This window comes from Lysinibacillus sp. 38-6 (assembly GCF_046245175.1).
GTDB lineage: Bacteria > Bacillota > Bacilli > Bacillales_A > Planococcaceae > Lysinibacillus.
This window is the reverse complement of the sequence record NZ_CP176417.1, coordinates 2517206-2539567: the sequence shown is the minus strand read 5'-3', so window position 1 is coordinate 2539567 and position 22362 is coordinate 2517206. Positions and strand designations below refer to the sequence as shown.

Annotated in this window: 21 protein-coding genes; 20 read left to right on the top strand and 1 reads right to left on the bottom strand. The window is 39.0% G+C overall.

Going from position 1 to position 22362, the window contains the following annotated elements; translation table 11 throughout:
* The first annotated feature begins 60 nt into the window (after positions 1-60).
* Both ACKVEV_RS13105 and ACKVEV_RS13100 read left to right on the top strand, forming a co-directional pair.
* Positions 61-630: a TetR/AcrR family transcriptional regulator gene (locus tag ACKVEV_RS13105; RefSeq protein WP_409366851.1), complete on the top strand. Its 570-nt coding sequence runs from the start codon at positions 61-63 to the stop codon at positions 628-630.
* A gap of 103 nt (positions 631-733) precedes the next feature.
* The gene (locus tag ACKVEV_RS13100; protein ID WP_409366850.1) at positions 734-2920 is read left to right on the top strand and encodes a YhgE/Pip family protein; all 2187 of its coding nucleotides are present in this window, start codon (positions 734-736) and stop codon (positions 2918-2920) included.
* Positions 2921-3324: 404 nt separating this feature from the next.
* Here ACKVEV_RS13100 and yhfH read toward each other — a convergent pair whose 3' ends face one another.
* Complete coding sequence (yhfH, locus tag ACKVEV_RS13095) at positions 3325-3450, bottom strand: protein YhfH (RefSeq protein ID WP_069514604.1); 126 nt, start codon at positions 3448-3450, stop codon at positions 3325-3327.
* 142 nt (positions 3451-3592) lie between these two features.
* On the opposite strand from yhfH, the gene ACKVEV_RS13090 reads away from it, so the two are divergent.
* From ACKVEV_RS13090 to hisD, 18 genes are all read left to right on the top strand, one after another.
* Positions 3593-4585, top strand: a complete 993-nt coding sequence (locus ACKVEV_RS13090) for a lipoate--protein ligase (RefSeq protein WP_409366849.1) — start codon at positions 3593-3595, stop codon at positions 4583-4585.
* 209 nt (positions 4586-4794) lie between these two features.
* Entirely contained in the window at positions 4795-5499 is a 705-nt protein-coding gene (locus ACKVEV_RS13085) for a response regulator transcription factor (protein ID WP_409366848.1), read from the top strand.
* Positions 5499-6482, top strand: a complete 984-nt coding sequence (locus ACKVEV_RS13080) for a sensor histidine kinase (protein WP_409366847.1) — start codon at positions 5499-5501, stop codon at positions 6480-6482. The genes ACKVEV_RS13085 and ACKVEV_RS13080 overlap by 1 nt, the downstream gene beginning before the upstream one ends.
* 11 nt (positions 6483-6493) lie before the next feature.
* Positions 6494-6919, top strand: coding sequence for a hypothetical protein (locus ACKVEV_RS13075; RefSeq protein WP_409366846.1), 426 nt, complete (start codon positions 6494-6496; stop codon positions 6917-6919).
* 12 nt (positions 6920-6931) lie between these two features.
* Positions 6932-7708, top strand: a complete 777-nt coding sequence (locus tag ACKVEV_RS13070) for an ABC transporter ATP-binding protein (protein WP_409366845.1) — start codon at positions 6932-6934, stop codon at positions 7706-7708.
* Positions 7680-9620, top strand: a complete 1941-nt coding sequence (locus ACKVEV_RS13065) for an FtsX-like permease family protein (protein ID WP_409366844.1) — start codon at positions 7680-7682, stop codon at positions 9618-9620. Before ACKVEV_RS13070 ends, ACKVEV_RS13065 begins: the two co-directional genes overlap by 29 nt.
* 141 nt (positions 9621-9761) lie before the next feature.
* Positions 9762-11309 (top strand): fatty acid--CoA ligase family protein, encoded by a 1548-nt coding sequence (locus ACKVEV_RS13060; protein ID WP_409366843.1) that lies wholly within the window; start codon positions 9762-9764, stop codon positions 11307-11309.
* A gap of 482 nt (positions 11310-11791) precedes the next feature.
* On the top strand, positions 11792-12439 hold the full coding sequence (locus tag ACKVEV_RS13055; protein WP_409370552.1) for a VTT domain-containing protein: 648 nt from the start codon (positions 11792-11794) through the stop codon (positions 12437-12439).
* A 288-nt stretch (positions 12440-12727) separates the two neighbouring features.
* Complete coding sequence (locus tag ACKVEV_RS13050) at positions 12728-13957, top strand: EAL and HDOD domain-containing protein (protein ID WP_409366842.1); 1230 nt, start codon at positions 12728-12730, stop codon at positions 13955-13957.
* A 392-nt stretch (positions 13958-14349) separates the two neighbouring features.
* Positions 14350-15198, top strand: coding sequence for a YitT family protein (locus tag ACKVEV_RS13045; protein WP_409366841.1), 849 nt, complete (start codon positions 14350-14352; stop codon positions 15196-15198).
* 50 nt (positions 15199-15248) lie between these two features.
* Entirely contained in the window at positions 15249-15578 is a 330-nt protein-coding gene (cccB, locus tag ACKVEV_RS13040) for a cytochrome c551 (RefSeq protein WP_409366840.1), read from the top strand.
* A 212-nt stretch (positions 15579-15790) separates the two neighbouring features.
* Positions 15791-16726: an HPr(Ser) kinase/phosphatase gene (hprK, locus tag ACKVEV_RS13035; RefSeq protein WP_409366839.1), complete on the top strand. Its 936-nt coding sequence runs from the start codon at positions 15791-15793 to the stop codon at positions 16724-16726.
* Positions 16727-16756: 30 nt separating this feature from the next.
* Complete coding sequence (lgt, locus tag ACKVEV_RS13030) at positions 16757-17578, top strand: prolipoprotein diacylglyceryl transferase (RefSeq protein WP_409366838.1); 822 nt, start codon at positions 16757-16759, stop codon at positions 17576-17578.
* Positions 17579-17590: 12 nt separating this feature from the next.
* Entirely contained in the window at positions 17591-18232 is a 642-nt protein-coding gene (gene ppaX, locus ACKVEV_RS13025) for a pyrophosphatase PpaX (protein ID WP_409366837.1), read from the top strand.
* Between the two features lie 5 nt (positions 18233-18237).
* The gene (locus tag ACKVEV_RS13020) at positions 18238-18780 is read left to right on the top strand and encodes an acyltransferase (RefSeq protein ID WP_409366836.1); all 543 of its coding nucleotides are present in this window, start codon (positions 18238-18240) and stop codon (positions 18778-18780) included.
* A 465-nt stretch (positions 18781-19245) separates the two neighbouring features.
* Positions 19246-20418 carry an ATP phosphoribosyltransferase regulatory subunit gene (locus ACKVEV_RS13015; RefSeq protein WP_409366835.1) on the top strand — a complete coding sequence of 391 codons (1173 nt, stop codon included), beginning with the start codon at positions 19246-19248 and terminating at the stop codon, positions 20416-20418.
* Positions 20411-21034: an ATP phosphoribosyltransferase gene (gene hisG / locus ACKVEV_RS13010; protein ID WP_409366834.1), complete on the top strand. Its 624-nt coding sequence runs from the start codon at positions 20411-20413 to the stop codon at positions 21032-21034. Before ACKVEV_RS13015 ends, hisG begins: the two co-directional genes overlap by 8 nt.
* 53 nt (positions 21035-21087) lie before the next feature.
* The gene (gene hisD, locus ACKVEV_RS13005) at positions 21088-22362 is read left to right on the top strand and encodes a histidinol dehydrogenase (RefSeq protein WP_409366833.1); all 1275 of its coding nucleotides are present in this window, start codon (positions 21088-21090) and stop codon (positions 22360-22362) included.

Below are 22362 nucleotides of genomic sequence, written 5' to 3'. Positions count from 1 at the left end.
TCATTATTATTTCTGTGTACTAAAGAATGTACATAACTTACCATAGAAAGGATGTCACAAATGGATCGTAGGCAGGAAATTCTTGAAGCAGCTGCAAAATCATTTACGTTGTTTGGCTATAAGGCAACGACGATGGAACAAGTGGCGAAAATTGCGAATGTCGGTAAAGGAACAATTTACACATTTTTTGCAAATAAAGAAATTCTTTTTCAAGAGATTGCGATGTCACTTGTACGTGAGATGATTGCGGAAGCGGATGCTGTGTTGGATGTATCAGCTAGCTTTATGGATAATGCGCATAATGCTTTAATGAAAATGCTACAATTCCGTGAGAAGCATCTTTTATTTGCGAAGTTAATAGAGGAAGAAAAAGAATTACGCACACCAGCAGTCAAACAAGTGTTAATTCGCATTGAGTCTGAAATATTATCTTATGTGGCGACGTTAATTCAAAGACGTATCGACAAAGGTGAGATTCGAGATTGTGATGCTGAGTTAGTAAGCTATCTGTTGTTAAAGGCGTATTTAGCGTTCGTTGTAGATTGGCATGAGCTACACGGCGACATGATTCCAGAAGAAAAGATTCTTAATCTTTTCAAGGAAACAATCTTTCGAGGACTCGTTCTTTAAGAAAGAATCGACAAATTTTACGTACTGTGAAGTTTGTGATTTTTTTGCAGAAAAATGACCAATTGACGTTTTCGGTCAATTAGTATAGGAGTGAGGGAAACATATGATTAAAGCTGAATGGCTGAAAATCTTTAAAACAAGAAAAATGCTTGTTTCAATAATTGCTGTCCTATTTATCCCGGTCATGTACGCAGGTATGTTTTTATGGGCGTTTTGGGATCCATATGCAGGCATGTCTAATTTACCGGTAGCAATTGTCAACGAAGATAAAGGGGCAGAAATGGACGGCTTAAAGTTAGAACTAGGCGATACGTTAGTCGATAAACTGGTCGATAGTAAGCAATTTGACTTTATTGAAGTGTCCAAAGAAAAAGCAGAAAAAGGTTTAAATGGTCGAGACTATTACATGATTTTAGAAATACCAGCCAATTTCTCAGAGCATGCTACGACTTTACTTGATGACAAACCTTCTAAATTAGTCATGAACTATATTCCAAATGAAGGATTAAACTTCTTAGGCGCACAAATCGGTGAAACAGCAATGGATCGCATTCGCGCTGAAGTAAATACGCAAGTATCTGCTACATATGCAGAAAAATTATTTGATTCCATTGCAACACTTGGCGACGGCTTTACGGAAGCAGCTGATGGTTCAGTTAAACTGGATGAAGGCGCTCAAAAAGTAGCAAATGGAGCGAAAGATTTAAAAGGATATTTAGAGCAGTTAGCTTCTAGCACAATTGAACTTTCTGATGGTACAGATAAAATTACCAAAGGTGCAGCGCAAGCGGCAACGGGTGCTAATGACTTATCAACTGGGCTTGTAAAATTAGAAAATGGTACAGTGCAGTTACAGCAAGGTGCACAGCAGGCTGCTGCTGGGGCAACGAGTCTTGAACAAGGCTTAACGCAATACACACAAGGTGTAGCGAAGGTAGAAGCTGGTCTTACAACATTGACTGAAAAACAACAGCAAATCATTGCTGGTGCATCATCTGTTGCGGAAAATGCTGGCGCATTAAACGGTGCAGCAAATCAATTAGCAGATGGCTCTGCCAAAGTAGAAGCAGGTCTTACAGCTTTAACTGCACAGTTACAAGGTGCGATTGCATCGATGCCGGAAGAGCAAGCAGCTGCGTTAAAACAAACGTTAGCAGAGCTACAAGCGGGTAGTGCAAGTGTGCATAATGGTTTAAGTTCATTAGCTACTGGTACTGAAAAATTACAAGCGGGTGCTAGCCAAGTAAGTGGCGGGGCATCACAAATTGCGGCAGGTCAAAAAGAAGTTCTAGCTGGTGCGAATGCATTAGCCGGAAAAAGTAATGAATTAGTTAAAGGTGCACAAAGCCTACAAGCTGGTAATGCAACACTTGCAGATAAATTAGGAGAATTACATGCTGGTGTCAACACGGCAGTTACAGGCTCTCAAACATTAGCTTCAGGGTTAAATGACTTAGCTAGTGGTACAACAACATTGAACGAAGGTACTTCAACACTTGCTTCAAAATCTGGTGAACTAGCAGAAGGTTCTGCTACACTTGCCGACGGTTCAACTGAACTTGCAGATGGTACAGCAACGCTATCTAGCAAATTAGGTGAAGCGAGTGAAAAAGCGAACGAAGTACATGCGAATACTGACACGTATGATATGGTAGGTAGTCCAGTAGAAGTAGACAAAGAATCAGTTAACCATGTACCTAACTATGGTACAGGATTCGCTCCTTACTTTATTTCACTTGGATTATTCGTTGGGGCATTGTTAATTTCAATTGTATTCCCACTTGTTGAACCAGCTATTCGTCCGAAAAATGGAGCAACATGGTTTACAAGTAAAGTGACAGTACTTGCATTTGTCGGTCTAATTCAAGCGTTACTAACAGTAGGAATTGTGAAATGGGGCTTAGGGCTTGAAGTACAAAATATGGGTTATTTTGTACTAACAGCTGTTATCACAAGCTATGTGTTCTTAGCTTTAGTACAAATGTTAGTTTCTATTTTAGGTGATCCAGGTCGTTTCGTTGCCATTGTGGTACTGATTTTACAACTTACAACAAGTGCAGGTACATTCCCACTTGAATTGATTCCATCACCATTACAAGTGTTCAATACATTACTACCAATGACATATACTGTGCAAGCATTTAAAGCAAGCATCTCAACAGGGGATATGTCTTATTTATGGCAAAACTACGGTGTGCTAATTGGATACTTACTTGTGTTCTTAGCCATTACTTTTGGTTATTTCATGCTATTACACACAAAACGTTACTCAAAAGTAGCCGAAGATTAAAAAACACTTTGCACCCACCATTTACTTGGTGGGTGTTTTTTTAGTGCCAGGCACTCAAACAATTTACCCCCTAGCAAAATATCGGTTCCAAAATTGTAAAAATCCACTGCGCTTTCCTCGGGCACAGTGTAAGCCGCAACCCTCGCTGTCGCGCGGTTTGTTGCGTTCTACTACTTGTGCTGTTCCCGCAGGAGTCTACGTGGATTTTTACTTTGTAAGAAATTGTGTGAGTGCCAGGCACTCACACAATTTCTAAAAGTAAAACAGCAGCTGATATGAGCGTATCAGCTGCTGTTTTGTGTAAGTGTAAGAGATTTAATTAAGGGTTCATCATACAAGTATGATGAGGGGTGTCATTATTAGGTCGTGTGGGGCACGTAATGACTTACAGAATAGGCAAATGCTTATAGGCAGTTACATTTTTCACAAGTGTTGCTGTAGCATTCGCTTTGTTCTTCGATCTTTTCACCGCATTCCGTGCATTGTTTTGCAGGTAAGTTCTTGAAAAATTCAACTACGTTTTCTAACATTGTGGACTCCTCCTTTAAGTTCATCTGTACTATTACTGTTTTGTTATTTCCTAGTGTATTATAACAGATGCGTTTCGTCAACACAAAATGCCTAATTTACGGTAAAATAAAATGTGGATATTTTGTGAAGGAGGAAACGAATATGATTTTCGTTGATAATAAAGGGATTCATGACCCACGCATTAACCTTGCCATTGAGGAGTATTTATTAAAGACAATGGATGTTGATAAGGAACCAGTGCTGTTATTTTACATCAATCAGCCATCGATTATTATTGGTAAAAACCAAAATACGATAGAAGAAATTAATACAGACTATGTGGAGGATAACGGGATCATCGTTGTTCGTCGCCTTTCGGGTGGTGGAGCAGTGTATCATGATCTCGGAAATCTAAACTATAGCTTTATTACGAAGGACGATGGCGATAGCTTTATGAATTATAAAAAATTCACACAGCCCGTTGTCGATGCGCTTGCCAAACTGGGCGTAAATGCCGAGCTGTCAGGTCGTAATGATATTTTAGCGGAAGGACGCAAAGTATCCGGGAACGCACAGTTTTCTACAAAAGGCCGTATGTTTAGCCATGGTACTTTACTGTTTGATACAGAAATAGATGCGGTTGTATCTGCTTTGAAGGTGAAGAAAGATAAAATCGAATCAAAAGGTATTAAATCGATTCGTTCACGTGTAGCAAATATTTCGGAGTTTCTAATGCACAAAATGACAGTAGAAGAATTCCGTTTAGAAATATTAAAATCCATTTTCGGTGGCGAAGAAAACATTCGTTATTATGAGCTAACGGAAGAAGATTGGGCAAATATTCATAAATTATCTGCTGAACGCTATCAAACGTGGGAATGGAATTATGGTAAATCTCCACGCTTCAATATTCAAAAAACACATCGTTTCCCTACAGGGGGAATTGATATCCGCCTAGAAGTAAACCACGGCATTATTGAAGAAGCACATATTTTCGGTGACTTCTTCGGGGTGGGCGATATTGCCGATGTTGAACAGCGTTTAGTTGGGACAAACTATGACCGTGTGGCTATTGCAAAGGCGTTAGCTGGGATTGACGTACCAACATACTTTGGTGGTATCTCGACAGAAGAGTTTTTACAATTAATTTATTAACAATAGACAAAAAACCGTTGGCTAATGCCTTTCATTAAAAAAGAAATTATTAGTCTATACTTAGAAGGTAGAATGCTTAAGCCAGCGGAAAAATTCGTGAGTTGAACATGGTAGAAGAAAATCCATAGCTCACGGGTAGAAAAGGGCACGCGCAGGTTATGGCGCGTAGCCTTTTTTTGGTACAATATATGATAGAAAGGAGTGTCGGTATGGAGAAACACCGAATATTTATTGTCGAGGATGATGTGAAGATTGCATCATTACTTGCAGAAACACTTAGAAAATACCAATACGAAGTGGAAACCATCCAAGAATTTGATCTTCTAATCGAAGAGTTTACAGCATTTAATCCACATATGGTGTTGCTTGATATAAATTTACCTGCGTATGACGGCTATTATTGGTGTCGTCAGCTACGTCAACATACAACTTGTCCAATCATCTTCATTTCAGCACGATCTGGTGAAATGGATCAGATTTTTGCGCTTGAAAATGGAGGTGACGATTTTATAACAAAGCCATTTAATTATGAAATTGTTCTCGCTAAAATTCGTAGTCACTTGCGTCGTACATATGGTGAATATGCAGCAAGGCAAGAAGAGCGAACAATTAAGCAAGGGCAACTTGTCTTGCATCTAGAGCGTATGGAGTTGCACAAAAATGATCTAGAAATCCCATTACAGAAAAAAGAATGTATTATATTAGAACTGTTAATGGGCCATGCTCCAAAAGTTGTAACGCGTGAGCAACTATTAGAGGAGCTATGGGATGATCAAGCATTCGTCGATGAAAATACGTTGAATGTTAATATGACAAGAGTGCGGAAAAAGCTAGCAGATTATAATATTGCGTCATCCATTGAGACGGTTCGCGGTGCAGGTTATCGCTTTCTATTGAGTGCGGGTGAAATGTAATGGGCTGGAAATTATTTTTGCGTGATTATGCAACATTTTTTATTTTTCAGCTGATTTTAGTTGGATTTATTATGGTGTTGTACTGGCTCGACGGCTTTCGAAACGTCGATACGGCCATCTATTCTGTCAGTATTAGTTTAGTATTGCTATGCTCATTTTTACTTATTCGCTATTTAATGCGTCAAAGTTATTTGAGCAAAATCTTACATCTTCCAAAATCAATGGAGGATGTGCTGCAAAAAAATGCCAAGACACCAGAAGCTATGCAGGTAGAAAAATATATGCATGAACTATACCGTCTGTATCAGCATGAACTGCATGCGTTATATGCTAGCCAAAAGCGACATGATCAATTTATGAATCAATGGGTACATCAAATGAAAACCCCTATTTCAGTTATCGAAATGTTATTACAGGATGAGCGTCCGCTCGATAAGAAAAATGTTCAAGAAGAGATTGATCGTTTACGCAGAGGGTTGGATATGGTGCTAGTGAATGCACGATTAGAAAACTTTGAAGAGGATATGCAAGTAGAACAAATTCCGTTGAAAACGATTGTTACTGCAACAGTTAATGAAAATAAACGTTTATTTATAACGAAACGTGTTTTCCCGGAAATTCATATTGAAGATGACATTATTGTCGCAAGTGATTCCAAATGGCTGCGTTTTATTATTGGGCAATTTGTTACGAACGCTGTGAAATATACGTTTGAAGAAAATAAAAAAATCGTGATATCTGCCATACAAAAAGATGATTATATTCAGCTAGCCATTTGCGATGAAGGAATAGGTATCCCAGCTTCTGACCTTTCACGTGTAACGAAAGCCTTTTTTACGGGGGAAAATGGTCGTAAAACCGGTGAATCTACAGGTATGGGCCTATATTTAGCAAAGGAAATCTGTGAAAAACTAGGGCATCAATTAGATATTTCATCAGAAGTAGGGAAAGGCACGATTGTCACTGTGACATTTACAAATTAGGGGGAACAATAATGGGAGAAGTACGTATCGATGATTGGCTATTAAATATAGAATCACAAAAAATGAAGGAGCTATACGACTCACAATCAGCGCTTTGTGACTGTATGTTTTGTGAAAATTACCGTCAAGCAAGTCAATTACTAGCGGATGAAGTCATGCATTTTTGCCAAGCACTTGGGCTACACTTACATAAACCAAGCCAGCTTAATGCTTTTCCGGTAGAGGGTGGGCATGTTATGTATAGTGGGCACTATTCAGTGTGTGGTGAAATACTTGAAGGTGAGTTAGATGCTTGGGATGTAGTCGTTGGGGAGCACTGCTTTAGTCTTGTTCAGGGGGAAGAGCAACATTCTGCTGAAGCATCGCAGTTTCAAATTGCTTTTGAAGTGGTATATAAATGGCTATTACCAGAATCTATGGAATTAATCGAGAAATAAGGTGAACAGGATATGCCGATTTTACAAATAAAGGATGTTACGAAAGTATACGAGGGAAAAGTTACCCATCGTGCACTCAATCAATTAAGTTTTGATGTTGAGGAAGGCGAGTTTTTAGCTGTCATGGGCCCATCAGGAAGCGGGAAAACGACGTTATTAAATATTATCTCGACGATTGACGAACCAACTAGTGGAGAGATTATTTTAGATGGCATGAATCCGCATACGCTAAATGCAACAGAGCTAGCTTATTTTAGAAGAAGACAGCTAGGCTTTGTATTTCAAGATTTTAATTTATTGCATATGCTTACAGTCGAGGAAAATATCGTGTTGCCGTTAACGCTTGATCAGCAGCCATTGGAAGTGATGGAAGAGCGTCTTGCAGGTATTGTCGAAAAACTTGATCTAACGTCCTTTTTGCATAAACGACCGAATGAAATTTCAGGTGGACAAGCGCAACGAACAGCAATTGGACGGGCATTAATTCATAATCCAAGCCTTATTTTAGCAGATGAACCGACTGGCAACTTAGATTCAAATTCTTCACGTGATGTTCTTGAACTATTAACGAAAATTAATAAGGAAAAACAAACGACAATTGTCATGGTGACCCATGATCCAATTGCAGCAAGCTACTGTGATCGTGTGCTATTTATTAAAGACGGAGAGTTTTTCAATGAAATCTATCGCGATGACCGCCGTCAAATGTTTTTCCAACGTATTTTAAATGTATTGAGCTTACTAGGAGGAGGGCAAGTAGGTGACCTTTCGACAATTCGCTTACCGTAATGTCGTACGGAACAGCCGTATTTACGGAGCCTTTTTTATGGCAAGCTTTTTTTCTGTGGCCGTATTTTTTATCTATTCAATGCTCATGTTTCATCCAGATATTGAACGAGGTATTTTAGGAGAAGTATCGCTAGTCGGCATGATTGGAGCTGAAATCGTACTTGTCCTCTTTACTTTGTTCTTTTTATATTACTCCATGAGCGCCTTTTTAGAGGCGAGATCACATGAGTTTGCAATTTTACTGCATCTTGGAATGGAAAAGAGGCAAATGAACAAGCTTGTCTTTTTAGAAACGATGATTATCGGCTCAGGTTCTATTATTGTAGGCATTATTTTTGGCTTTTCATTTTCAAAGTTTTTCTTTATGATTGTGCGTGAAATTTTGCATTTAGAAGATTTGCCGCTTTATGTTTCGTGGCAACCGTTTTTATTAACAATTGGCGTCTTTACAAGTGCTTTTGTCGTTATTTCTTTTATCAGTGTGTATTTTACACGTGAGAGAAAATTACGTGATCTTATTAAAGGCGATGATTATATTAATAGTGATAAGGGCTATTCTAAAATTCGTGCAATATATGGGATTAGTTTAATTTTAACAACCTATGCGCTGGCTATTATCGTTTCGCATACGACGATGATTGAGTTAACGTTGCTAATTCCGTTATCAGCTACGTTTGGCACCTATTATTTTTTTAGTGATTCTGTACCATTCATTTTACAGCTAGCTCGCGGGAAACGTAAATTTCATTGGCGACGCTATCGCTTGTTATCATTAGCTGAGCAGACGCGCATTATGATAGATAATGTAAAAATGTTTTTTGTCGTAACGATGGTTTCAACATTGGCATTTTTATCTGTCGGTGTGTTAGCGACAATGTCCTCCTATACGACGCAATACGACCGATTAAATCCACTCGGTCTTATTTATAAAGGAGATATCGATAACCCTTATGAGGCTGAGCACATTAATTCGTTACGTATGCAATTAGAGGACAAGGGCTTATCCTATCATTTATCACGCTTTGTTGTGATCAAGCAAACTTCCTCCTTTACACAAAATGAAGTTGAAGTATTTCGAGAATCGGATATGAACGTCTTGCTGTCGTCCTTTAACTATCCGTTAATTGATTTAGCGTCTGGCGAAGCCGTATTCATACCCTATTCAGAAGAGTCTTTGAAAAAACTTAAAAATACAGAAGTCCGAACGATTTTAGAAGAAAATGAAATTCCTATTACAATTGATAGTGTATACCCTAAAATTGTTTTTCCAGGATCCATTGTTAGTGTGAACTCTATTGTCATAAGCGATGAAGATTTTGGTAAGCTTGTTAACCCGATTACAAGTAAGGGGGTTGTACAGCCTAGTTATCATCTCTTTACATTTGATATTCCCCAGTGGATGGAGACGAAGGATATCGGCAAGGATATTGTAGAAAGTGCTTCAACCCAATATTTCCATAGTCTTAAAAAGGGGAAGCATAGTCCATTTTATTTTGAAAATGCGGGATTAAATTATTCTTATATATTAGCTACCTACTCATTATTTACATTAGTTGGTGTTTTAGTAGCGACTGTCTTTTTATTAGCGGCTGGTAGTTTCATTTACTTTAAGTTGCATACGTCACTGGAACGAGAAAAGCGCAAATTTGATGTATTAAAACGGATGGGTTTAACAGATATCGAGTTGAAAAAGCTGGTCAACAGACATTTGTTCCCACAATTTTTCTTGCCTTGGAGTGTTGCGATGATGCATAGTGCCTTTGCTTTCTTTATGGTGCAAGGCATTTTAAAAGATATTGCAAATATTTCGATTGTCAAAGAAGTGTTCTTTGCATTTGGTTTTTTTGTGCTTATTCAAGTCATTTATTTTTACTTAATTCGTTGGCGCTACATCTCCCATATTCGATCTTAAAAAATCGTACGAAAGAGAAAAAAATGAAGTTTTTAACAGTAATAACAACATGAAGTAAAAAGTCTCATTGTTTTTTAGATATATTTCTTATATAATATTACTGAATAACGATTCATTTTATACGATAAGGGGATGGTGTAATTGAATTTAGTTTCATGTGTTCGTCAACAAGCAGCAGAGCAACCAGAAAAAATCGCGTATCATTTTATGGGGAAAGATACGACGTATGGGGAATTTGAGCAGACGGTTGGTCGCTTTGCACAGGGGTTACAAGATTTAGGGGTACAAAAAGGGGACCATGTGGCGTTTTTACTCGGCAATACACCACATTATTTAATCGCTTTATATGCCACAATGCGTTTAGGAGCTACAGCTATTCCTGTCAATCCTATCTATACGCAAGATGAGATTTCTTATATTTTACGAAATGGCGATGTCAAAGCGGTTATTGCGCTCGATGCTTTGCTTCCTTTAGTCGAAGTAGGTGTACAAGCCTTTCCAGAACTGAAGACATTTGTCGTTTGTGAAACGACAGCAGATGTTGCTGAAAAAGTAGCTGCTTTATCGCAAGAAGCGAAAGCGAAAACGCATTTATTTTCACAAGTTATTGCGAACGCAGCTGGCACCATCGAACCGGTGGACGTAGCACAAGATGACACGGCCATTATTTTATACACTTCCGGCACAACAGGAACTCCAAAGGGTGCCATGTTGACACATGGAAATGTCTATTCCAATGCACGTGACGTCTCTACGTATTTAGGTTATCGAGCAGATGACCGTATTATTGCAACATTACCCGTCTTCCATGTATTTGCGTTAACGGTAGTCGTAAATGCACCGTTAATAAGTGGCGCAACGATTTTACTTGCACCACGCTTTAGTCCAAGTGAAATTTTTGCGTTGGCGAAAGAGCAACAGGCAACCGTCTTTGCTGGTGTGCCAACGATGTATAACTTTTTATATTTACTACCTGAAGGCAAGCCGGAAGATTTCTCGACAATTCGTTTAGCCATTTCAGGAGGGGCATCATTACCTGTAGCACTATTACATAATTTCGAGCAGAAATTTAATGTGCGTGTATCAGAAGGCTATGGCTTATCAGAAGCATCACCAGTAACGTGTTTTAATCCATTAGATCGAGACCGCAAAGCTGGCTCCATTGGTACATCTATTAATAATGTCGAAAATAGAGTCGTGGATGTTAATGGTCGACAAGTGCCTGTTGGTGAAGTTGGTGAGTTAGTCGTTCGTGGTCCAAACGTGATGAAAGGCTATTATAAAATGCCTGAGGAAACTGCGATGGCGATTCGTGATGGTTGGCTGTACACGGGGGATCTTGCGAAAGTAGATGACGAAGGCTACTTTTATATCGTCGATCGCAAAAAAGATATGATTATTGTAGGTGGCTATAATGTCTATCCGAGAGAAGTAGAGGAAGTGCTATTTGCCCATGATAATGTTGTGGAAGCGGCAGTTGTCGGCTATCCAGATCCTAACTTTGGTGAAGCGGTGCATGCTTATATTGTACTTAAGGAAGTAGCAGCCACGACGACGGATGATATACTGGCATACTGTGCACAACATATGGTGAAATACAAAGTTCCAAAAGTAGTTGAAATATTGGACGAGCTACCGAAAAATACAACAGGCAAAATTTTGCGCCGTTCCTTAAAAACAAAAGTATAAAAGAATAGTATAGAAGGCAAGCCCACCATGGAAAATTATATGGTGGGCTTGCTTATGCTTAAAGACAACTCCTTTTTAAATTGTCAGAATTGTTTGGGTGCCTGGCACTTTAAATGAGAAGAGAATTCCGCGGAGCAAGGCGGGAATTCCGCGAAGCAAGGCGGGAATTCCGCGAAGCAAGGATAAGAGAATTCTACGGAGCTTACATGTAGTTCAAATGAAAACTATATAGCAAGGTAACGCCCACTTATGACGTGGTGGACATAAAGTGAAGACATATAGTGAATATCTCTACTAAATAAGTTGAGTGCATAGAGCCGTAGTGATAAAATCAGTCATGTGTAAAACTTCTACATACTTTAAAAGGGCTTGTCATATAGTAGGGGAGAAGTAATATATACGTTGTTATGGAACCCATTGGTGTGCAACAACGTCCAAGCTTTTAGAAAAATTAAATTGAAAGAGAGCTTACAAAAACGATGATAGGACTCATTCAAGAGTTAATTAGTTTTATAATGCATATTGATGTGCATTTGGAAGAAATCATTCGTGATTTTGGTAATTGGAGTTATCTCATTTTATTTGCCATTGTGTTTGTCGAAACAGGTGTTGTTATTTTTCCATTTTTACCAGGTGATTCATTACTTTTCGCTAGTGGTACATTAACAGCAGCGATGGGTGCCTTTGATCTATGGGTTTTAATTCCTGTATTTTTGGCAGCGGCAATCTTAGGGGATACAATGAATTATCATATAGGTCATAAAGTCGGAACATCGATTCCACCGAAAAGCTTTTTAGGCCGAATTGTTAAAAAAGAACGCATGGAAGCGGCGGAGAAATTTTTTAACACACATGGCGGGAAAACGATTGTGATTGCTCGATTCATGCCATTTATTCGTACGTTCATCCCGTTTGTGGCAGGTGCAAGTAAGATGCACTATAGCTACTTTTTACTGTACAACATTGTAGGTGCAGTGTTATGGGTATTCAGCTGTACATTACTTGGTTATTTCTTTGGTAATATCCCAATTATTAAAGATAACTTCTCGGTAGTACTTATTTTGATCATATTTATCTCAGTTGTACCGGCAGTTATTGGTGCACTTAAATCTAAGTTTGGCGGAAAATAAATAGGTGCCTCAGAATCATTTCTGAGGCATTTTTTTTATGAATAATTGCTGATTTGTTTATAGCCTATCGATGTCTTTTTTCCAATCTATGTCGTGAAGGGAAGTAGTATAATATCAAAAATGTATTATATAAAGCTACTTTATCTAGGAAAGTAATATTTAGCTAAATATATAGGCATATAATAGTTGTTCGGTAGGAAAAAGATAAAGTTATGCTGAAAAAATAAGCGTAAGGTAATGAAAGATGCTATAATAATTACTAGAAAATGGTGAATTGGGGGCAACGAAATGGAAGTATTTATCGGGAGACAGCCAATCTTTAATCTTCACGAACAGGTCGTTGCGTATGAATTGTTATATCGAAACAATAATGTAAATTCTTTTCCTGATGTCGATTCAGATGCTGCAACAGTAGATGTGTTAGTGAACTCATTTTTATCAATTGGTATCGATGAAGTGACAAAGGGTAAGCCTTGTTTTGTTAATTTTACGGAAAACTTGCTCATGAGTTCAATTGAGGAGTTTTTAAATCCTGCGCAAGTTGTCATTGAAATTTTAGAGGATGTTCCACTAACACCTAAATTAGTTGAGCGTGTCATAGAGTTGAAGTCGCATGGATTTAAAATAGCTTTGGATGATTTTATTTTGCAAGAAAATGGACAAGTATATGAAAACCTTTTTCCGCATATTGATTTTATAAAAGTGGATTTTTTAGTATCTTCAGTGCTTGAACGAATGGAAATCGAAAATTTGGTGAAAGAAAATTTCCCTCATATTCAATTGTTGGCAGAAAAAGTAGAAACACAACAGCAATTTAAAGTAGCAAAGCATTCAGGCTATGCGTTATTTCAAGGCTATTTTTTTGAACAACCTCAAATCATTAAAGCAATGGATATTCCAGCAAATGCTATTCAATATTTCCATATTATTTCGCTCTTAAAAGAAGAAGAGCCAAATGTTCATCTGCTAGCAGAAAATATTGAACGAGATATATCCTTGACGTATAAATTATTACAAATGATTAATAATTCTAATAGACGTTCAAAATCGAAAGTACGTTCAATTAAGCAAGCCATTTTATTACTTGGTTTAGCCAATCTTCGAAAATGGATTTATTTATTAGCGTTGCGTGAATTCGATGGTAAAACAGATACGGATCTTTTTCAAGAATTGATGTGTACTTCTTTGTTCAGAGCAAAGGTCTGTGAAAAATTAGCAAAGCTATCCTATAAAGAAAACTTTTCTGAATACTTTTTAGTGGGCATGTTTTCATTAATTGATACGATATTACAAAGACCGATGCATGCTATTTTGCAGCAACTACCTTTTTCAGAGGCGATAACCGAAACTATATTAGGCGGTCAAACAGAGATGACACCTTATTTGGAATTTAGTATTGCCCTTGGTAAATTAGATTGGCAACGCTTAGAACAATTAGCCCCGCAATTAAATCTAGAATTGACAAGCATTGATCTACTTTACAATGAAGCATTAGAATGGGCAGAAACATCGTTATAATTAGGGAATCTACAAAAAATAAGGATGTAAAAATGAAGTGTTAGATTGATGGTATACAATCTAACACTTTTTCACTATGCCGTTGATGTCCGCTACGGTGTTGCTTTCCGCTCAGCACAGTAAGCCGCAACCCTCGCTACCGCGCGGCTTGTTGCGTCTTACATTGTGTGCTGTTCTGAGCAGGAGTCACCGCCTTCGCTACCATCAACTAGTGTATTCATTTTATTTTTTATTTATTGCAAAGTAAGCATAGCAAATGTTTCTGTCCAAGCTCTATTTTCTCGGTTACGTGGAGTTTCTCTTTATCAAGATGAAGTTCTCAACGTGTAAACTATTTGCTATAATCATGTCGTCTTTAGAAAAATTCTGATAGTTGAAGTGGGCGTGAGGAAATGAATCAAACACAAGATGTAAAAGCAAGTATTGTGGAGTATGTATATGTAATTGTGGGTGCCGCAGTAGTGGCAATTGGTTTTAATGTCTTTTTACTACCTAATCAAGTAGCATCAGGTGGCGTCAGCGGAATAAGCACCATTTTACATGGTCTATTTGGCTGGAATCCTGGACTCGTACAGTATGCATTTAATATCCCGCTGTTTTTAGCTGGGGTTCTAATACTTGGTAAAAAATTTGGTGTAAAGTCTTTTGTTGGTACGTTAACATTACCGTTTGTTGTATTAATAACAGATCATTGGGAACCTTGGACGGACAATCCTTTGCTGGGTGCACTTTTTGGGGGAATTGTTGTTGGATTAGGAATAGGACTCGTCTTTAAGGGGAATGCTTCTACTGGTGGCACTGATTTACTAGCGCAAATTATTACGAAGTTTACCGGATTATCGCTTGGTACAAGTGTACTATTAATTGATGGAATCATCGCGATTAGTGCAGCGATTGTTTTTGACTTAGAAAAAGGACTCTATGCGTTAATTGGTCTTTATGTTACAACGAAAACGATTGATATTATTCAACTTGGATTTAGTCAATCTAAAATGGTTTATATTATTACGTTGAAGCAAGATGAAGTACGTGATGCCATATATGCCGAAATAAATCGTGGTGTAACAAAATTACCTGCAATTGGCGGTTATACAGGACAAGCACGACCAGTGTTAATGGTTGTCGTTTACCAGACAGAGTTCACAAAGCTGAAACAACTCATTAAAAACGTTGACCCATCTGCGTTTGTCATTGTTTCTGATGCCTACGAGGTGTTAGGTGAAGGTTTCAAACGCGCGTAGTTTTGGTATAATATTACGGAAAGATATTCATTTATTTAGGAGGGGTACTAATGAAAAAAGCAATGTTAACATTAGTGTTCGGTTCAGCCATTTTCCTAGCTGCATGTGGTGGCGGCGGAGACAAAAATAATGCTACAGGTAATAACGATACGGCTGCTGAACCAGACGGTAAAGCAATTGCAATGAAATCATGTGTTACTTGTCACGGCGGTGAGTTACAAGGTATGGGTAGTGCACCTGCACTAAACAATGTAGGCTCTCGTTTATCGGAAGAGGAAATTTTAGATGTCATTAACAATGGTCGTGGGGCTATGCCAGCTGGACTAATTAAAGGTGCAGACGCTGAAGCCGTTGCAAAATGGTTAGCGACTCAAAAATAAATAAATGCAAAAACTAGCGGTTCTGGAGACCGCTAGTTTTTCTATTTTTACATAGTATAGGTAATTTTAGCACATGCATGTTACACTGCTGACTTGAAGGAAGTATAATGGGAGTACGCAATACATGCAAACAAGTGTAAATTCATTTCTTTTATACATAGGCATGCTAAAATAAAACAATATTCAATTCGTTTGAATGGAGGCTGCAAACATTGGTCGTAGTATTGACAAGGGACGTAATGGAAAAATTTAAGCTAGAGTTATTAGGCGGGGAAGAAGGCATAGGAAGAACAATTACCACGAGTGATATTTCCAGACCGGGGTTGGAGATGGCTGGATATTTTACGCATTACCCTGCTAATCGAGTACAATTGCTAGGTAAAACGGAGCTATCCTTTTTTGAAATGTTACCGGTAAATGTGAAACTAGAACGGATGCGATTACTATGTTCGCAAGATACACCCGCTATCATTATCTCGCGTGATTTAGAAGTACCGGAAGAGCTTATTCAAGCTTCAAATGAAAAGCATGTACCTGTTTTCAAAACGCATATGACGACAACAAAATTTTCGAGTAGGCTAACCAATTATTTAGAGGGTCGCCTGGCACCTATGACAGCCGCACATGGTGTATTGGTTGATGTCTATGGCATTGGTGTGCTGATTATCGGAAAAAGCGGTGTGGGGAAAAGTGAAACAGCGCTTGAGTTGGTCAAAAAAGGACATCGCTTAGTTGCGGATGATTGCGTGGAAATTCGTCAGGAGTCTGAGAACTTTTTAATCGGTAGTCCACCACCGCTTTTAGAGCATTTATTAGAAATTCGCGGTATCGGGATTATCGATATTATGACACTTTTTGGAGCAAGTGCCGTACGACCATATAAGCGTATTACATTAATTATTGAATTGGAAATATGGGACCCTGACAAAGTATACGATCGTTTAGGTTTAGAAGAAGAAAAAATGAAAATTATTGATACGGAACTGACAAAGCTAACAATTCCTGTACGACCTGGACGAAATGTATCAGTTATTATCGAAGTTGCGGCGATGAATTACCGCTTGAAAAAAATGGGTGTCAATGCAGCGGAAGAGTTTTCAAGAAGATTAGATGAAGTGATTACTTCAACAGATGAATTAGACGATTAATGCATCGTTCATTATTGAGAGGAGCATAAAATGGATTTACTACTTTTAGACATTAACCCTGTCGCCTTTCATTTAGGGCCAATTCCTGTTCGTTGGTACGGACTTTTAATTGTATCGGGGATTATTTTAGCATATTTTGTAGGACAAAGAGAGGCTGTTAAACGTGGATTGCCCGAAGATTTTTTAGCTGACTTGTTATTATGGGCAGTGCCAATCTCTATTGTTTGCGCGCGCATTTACTATGTTTCGATGCGCTGGGATTATTACAGTGAAAATCCAGGCAATATTATTCAAATATGGAATGGCGGTATTGCAATTCATGGTGCGTTAATTGGAGCATTTGTGACGGCGTACATATTTACTCGAAAAAAAGGGGTAAGCTTTTTACGTGTGGCCGATATTTTAGCTCCAAGTCTTTTAATTGGTCAAATTATTGGCCGTTGGGGCAATTTTATGAATCAAGAAGCATTTGGCGGCCCAGTGTCACGCTCGTTTTTAGAAAACATGATGCTTCCTGATTGGATTATAAATCAAATGTACATTGAAGAACTAGGCACGTATGTACATCCTACGTTTTTATATGAATCTGCATGGAATTTTGTCGGATTATTAATTTTACTGACATTGCGTAAAGTGAATTTAAATCGCGGGGAAATATTCTTTAGCTATTTAATATGGTATTCAATTGGTCGCTTCTATATAGAAGGTCTTCGTACAGATAGTTTGTATTTAGTTGGAGACTTACGCTCTGCACAGGTCGTTTCAATTATCGGAATAGTCGTAGGGCTAGTGGCAATTATTTACCGCCGATTAAAAGTAAAACCTGCATTGAAATATTTGGACAACAAGTAAGGAGTGGAAAGTATGGCTGTAAAGGCATTGCTTTTTGATTTTGATGGTACATTATTAAATACAAACGACTTAATCATACAATCTTTCATGCACGTTTTAGAAGAGAGATTTCCCGGGCAATATTCGCCAAAAGATTGCCTAAAATTCATGGGTCCGTCATTAAAACAGACATTTAGTGAATTAACGCCAGGTGAAGAAGAGGAAATGATGGCTAAATATCGCACTTGGAATGAACCACATCATGATGAGCTTGTAACAGAATTTCCCGATGTGGTGTCCACTTTAGAGAAATTAAAGTCAATGGGCATTAAATTAGCGATCGTCTCAACAAAACGTAATTCGATGATTGAGCGTGGGTTGAATATTTTAGGTGCTAGTGATCTATTCGATGTAATCGTCGGGACAGACGATGTCCAACATGTGAAGCCGGATCCTGAGCCAGTATTACTTGCGCTATCACGACTTGGAGCAGCTAAGGAAGAAGCTATTATGATCGGTGATAATTCTCATGATATTGAAGCTGGACATAATGCGGGTGTAAGAGCAGCAGGTGTTGCATGGTCTCTTAAAGGGGAGCAATATTTACAGCAGTTTAAACCAGAGTATATGTTACACCATATGAAGGATGTACTTGATATTGTGAAAGAGGGGTAAATACAATGGCGCGTAAAACTGAAAGATATCGTGTCGAAGGAGCAAACTCGTTATGGAATGTTTATGATACGGTGTCCTTTTGGAAGGTGATGAAGTGCTTCATTGTCATTCAAATTGGGCGCTTCACACCTTTTTTACGCGTGAAGAACTGGCTGTATCGTACCTTTTTAAAAATGAAAATTGGTGATCAAACCTCGATCGCTTTAATGGTGATGCCCGATACGATGTTTCCAGAGCGTATTCATGTCGGCAATAATACAGTGATTGGCTTTAATACGACAATATTGGCACATGAATACTTAATTGAGGAATATCGATTAGGGGATGTCCATATTGGCAACGAAGTGATGGTTGGTGCGAACTCAACCATTTTACCGGGAGTGACCATCGGGGACGGCGCCATCGTGTCAGCCGCAACACTAGTACATAAGGATGTACCAGCAGGCTGTCTAGCAGGTGGTAACCCGATGCGCATTATTTATACAGCCGAACAAATGGCGGAGCGCAAACAAAAGGAAGTTGTACAATGGTGTACGCCGAAAAAGTGAGAGGCAGGGTATAAGAGAAATAAGTGTTAGATTGACGGCAATCAATCTAACACTTTTTTGTTATGCCATCGATGTCCGCTACGGCGGTGCTTTCCGCGGGCACACACGTAAGCCGCAACCCTCGCTATCGCGCGGGCTTGTTGCGTCTTACGTTGAGTGCGTTCCCGCAGGAGTCACCGCCTTCGCTACCATCTACTCGTGAAATGTTTGAGTGCCTGGCACCACTAACTACTTTTAAAGTATTGTTCCAACCTCTATTTACACTACATAAGCTAGACTATAGCCACTATAACAGTTCCACTTTATATAATTAGGTGTATAATTAACTGAATAATAAGAATTGAAATTGTTTGAGAATTCACCGCATAAACCATTGACTGAAATGATGGAATGCGATAAAATACTTTCATATTCTAATTCTCTAGTACTCTAGTGAATTAAAGTGAAACGTGAGGAAGTGTCAACATGTCAGCGATTAAAATGTTTGAAAAGCCACTTGGGATGCGCGATAAATTTCCGCCAATTTATGAAAAAGTAGAAGCTGTAAGACAGACTGGTCGAAGTTTTTTGCGCTCAAGAGGCTATGAATTTATAAAAACGCCTACAGTTGAGTATTTCGATACAGTAGGAAAGGCATCTGCCATTACCGATGCACATTTATTCAAGCTTGTAGATAGTCAGGGCAATACGCTCGTTCTACGTCCTGATATGACAACGCCGATTGCACGAGTAGCCACATCCAAATTATTGAAAGAAATGATTCCATTACGTCTAGCTTATTTTGCTAGTGTATTCCGTGCACAGGAAACAGAAGGTGGCCGCCCTGCAGAATTTGAACAGATGGGTATCGAGCTAATTGGGGATCATTCGGTATTTGCGGATGCTGAGGTAATTGTCACAGCAATGGAATTGTTAAAGCAGTTCGGTATCGAACATTTCAAAGTAACAATTGGACATGCAGGTGTTTTGAATTGCATTTTACAGGACTATACAGAAAGTATCGAACAACAAAATATATTACGGACATTGCTTGTACAGCGTAACTACGTAGGTTTTGAAGAGGCGGTTGCGTCATTTGATTTACCAAAAACAAAATCCGATGCATTATTACAATTTATCGAAGAAGCGATGACGTTAAAGGAAATTCGTGATATTGAAAAATATGTACGCAAAAATGACGCGCTAGACTATATGCAACAGCTAGCAAAATTATTAGCAGTTGCGGACTTAGCACACTATGTCGCATTTGATTTTACGCTTTCAAGCCATATGAGCTATTACACGGGGATGTTATTTGAAGTCTTTGCATCAGGCAGTGGGTTCCCTTTAGGTAACGGTGGTCGATATGATGGGCTGCTTGAAGTATTTGGCTCAACAGTTGGTGCTACCGGCTTTAGTATTCGTGTAGACAGATTATTGGAGACGATAACTGCTCAAGCGTTAGACAAGGAAGAAGCCATTGTGGTGCTCTTTGAGGAAGCAGATTTTGAAGCGGCTCTTGGAAAAATACAAGCGTTACGAGCTGAAGGCAAACAGGCGACATTACAGTTAAGAAGTAGTTTAGTCGATGAAGCAGCCTTCTTAACGCATTTTTCACAGGTAGTGGTTGTTGGACAGGAGGAAAATCGCGGTGAATGAATTAACGATTGCTATGCCGAAAGGGCGCATTTTTGAAGAGGCCTATCAAATGCTGATTGAAGCAGGCTTTAATTTACCAGAAGAAGTTGAGATGACGCGTAAATTAATGATAGAAATCCCTGAAGAAAAAATTCGTTTTATTTTAGCAAAACCAATGGATGTTCCTGTTTATGTCGAGCATGGTGTTGCAGATATCGGCATTGCCGGCAAAGATGTTTTACTAGAACAACAACGTGTCGTACATGAGCTTCTTGATTTAAAAATAAGTACATGCTATATCGCATCTGCCGGCTTGCCCAATACGACGATGAACGAAATTGCGCCACGCATTGCGACTAAATATCCAAATATTGCGATGAAATACTATAAAGGGATTGGGGAGCAAGTCGAAATTATTGAATTAAATGGGTCGATTGAGCTTGCGCCAATGATCGGTTTAGCAGATCGCATTGTCGATATTGTCTCAACGGGACGTACGTTAAAAGAAAATGGTTTAGTCGAATATGAGTTTATTACCGATGTTTCATCACGCTTAATTGCCAATCCTGTGAGCTACCGTATGAAAGGTGAGCGCATTATTGACTTGGTAAAACGTTTAAAGCACTGTGTCGACTAAGCTTTGCGAAAAAGGTGCTGCACGATTAGCTCGAACTAAAGGGGACTTTTTTTATGAAAATAACAAAGTTAGCAAAAGGTATTCCGCTGAAACGCCCACTTGAGGGTGGCAACGAAGAGCAATTACAGATTGTACGACAAGTATTGGCCGATGTCCGAGCACTAGGGGATAGTGCAGTACGTACATATACAGAAAAATGGGATGGCTTTGCACCTGCCCATTTACGTGTCACGAAGGAAGAGATTGCAGAGGGCGTAAATGCGCTCGATGCACAACTGTATTCAGATTTAACGGAAGCTGCCCATAATATTCGTCTTTATCATGAGCAACAAAAACGCTCAGGCTATCGGATGGAATTAGCTGATGGTTCTTGGCTTGGACAACGTATTACTGCGCTCGATGCAGTAGGTCTATATGTTCCAGGAGGGACAGCGGCATATCCTACCTCTGTTTTAATGAATGTTATTCCTGCTCAAGTAGCCGGTGTACAGCGAATTGTTATGACATCACCTGCCGGTCGAGATGGTAAATTACCTGCTGGCGTGTTAGCTGCAGCACATATTTTAGGGGTTGAAGAAATATATAAAATTGGCGGTGCACAAGCAATTGCGGCACTTGCTTATGGCACGGAAACGATTCAAGCGGTCGATAAAATTACAGGCCCTGGCAATATTTTCGTGGCTCTTGCTAAACGTGAAGTATTTGGTGAAGTAGCAATTGATATGATTGCTGGCCCGAGTGAAATTGCAATTATCGCTGATGATACTGCCTATGCTGATGAAGTGGCTGCAGATTTATTATCACAGGCAGAGCACGATAAAATGGCTTGTGCTATTTTAGTGACAACATCGGAACAGCTCGCACACAATGTCTCACTTGAAGTTGAAAAACAATTGGCTACATTGCCACGTGAGGAAGTAGCCCGTGCTGCCATAAAAAAGTATGGTGCAATCTATATTGCCGAAACGTTGTCAGATGCAGTAGAGGCCATTAACTCATTAGCGCCAGAACATTTAGAAATCGTCACAAAAAATGCGGAAGCTGTTGCACAGCAAGTACGTCACGCGGGTGGCATCTTTATTGGGCGCTATAGCTCCGAGCCCGTTGGTGATTATTTTGCAGGTACAAACCATGTATTACCGACTAACAGCACGGCGCGTTTTGCCAGTGGATTAAATGTCGATGACTTCGTGAAAAAATCGAGCATTGTTTATTATAGTGAAAAAACTTGGGCCGACAATGCCCCTAAAATCGCACGCTTAGCTCGCATGGAAGGCTTAGAGGGACATGCCCGTGCAGTCGAATCTCGTGGATGGGAAAAGGAGTAG

Excerpts from the sequence above, each read along its gene's own strand:
- ACKVEV_RS13020 (WP_409366836.1), top strand. The coding sequence starts at position 18,238 with ATGGCGCGTAAAACTGAAAGATATCGTGTCGAAGGAGCAAACTCGTTA.
- ACKVEV_RS13075 (WP_409366846.1), top strand. The coding sequence starts at position 6,494 with ATGGGAGAAGTACGTATCGATGATTGGCTATTAAATATAGAATCACAA.
- ACKVEV_RS13100 (WP_409366850.1), top strand. The coding sequence starts at position 734 with ATGATTAAAGCTGAATGGCTGAAAATCTTTAAAACAAGAAAAATGCTT.
- ACKVEV_RS13085 (WP_409366848.1), top strand. The coding sequence starts at position 4,795 with ATGGAGAAACACCGAATATTTATTGTCGAGGATGATGTGAAGATTGCA.
- ACKVEV_RS13105 (WP_409366851.1), top strand. The coding sequence starts at position 61 with ATGGATCGTAGGCAGGAAATTCTTGAAGCAGCTGCAAAATCATTTACG.
- yhfH (WP_069514604.1), bottom strand. The coding sequence starts at position 3,450 with ATGTTAGAAAACGTAGTTGAATTTTTCAAGAACTTACCTGCAAAACAA.
- lgt (WP_409366838.1), top strand. The coding sequence starts at position 16,757 with ATGGATTTACTACTTTTAGACATTAACCCTGTCGCCTTTCATTTAGGG.
- ACKVEV_RS13050 (WP_409366842.1), top strand. The coding sequence starts at position 12,728 with ATGGAAGTATTTATCGGGAGACAGCCAATCTTTAATCTTCACGAACAG.
- hisD (WP_409366833.1), top strand. The coding sequence starts at position 21,088 with ATGAAAATAACAAAGTTAGCAAAAGGTATTCCGCTGAAACGCCCACTT.
- ACKVEV_RS13080 (WP_409366847.1), top strand. The coding sequence starts at position 5,499 with ATGGGCTGGAAATTATTTTTGCGTGATTATGCAACATTTTTTATTTTT.
- ACKVEV_RS13015 (WP_409366835.1), top strand. The coding sequence starts at position 19,246 with ATGTCAGCGATTAAAATGTTTGAAAAGCCACTTGGGATGCGCGATAAA.
- ppaX (WP_409366837.1), top strand. The coding sequence starts at position 17,591 with ATGGCTGTAAAGGCATTGCTTTTTGATTTTGATGGTACATTATTAAAT.
- ACKVEV_RS13070 (WP_409366845.1), top strand. The coding sequence starts at position 6,932 with ATGCCGATTTTACAAATAAAGGATGTTACGAAAGTATACGAGGGAAAA.
- ACKVEV_RS13045 (WP_409366841.1), top strand. The coding sequence starts at position 14,350 with ATGAATCAAACACAAGATGTAAAAGCAAGTATTGTGGAGTATGTATAT.
- cccB (WP_409366840.1), top strand. The coding sequence starts at position 15,249 with ATGAAAAAAGCAATGTTAACATTAGTGTTCGGTTCAGCCATTTTCCTA.
- ACKVEV_RS13090 (WP_409366849.1), top strand. The coding sequence starts at position 3,593 with ATGATTTTCGTTGATAATAAAGGGATTCATGACCCACGCATTAACCTT.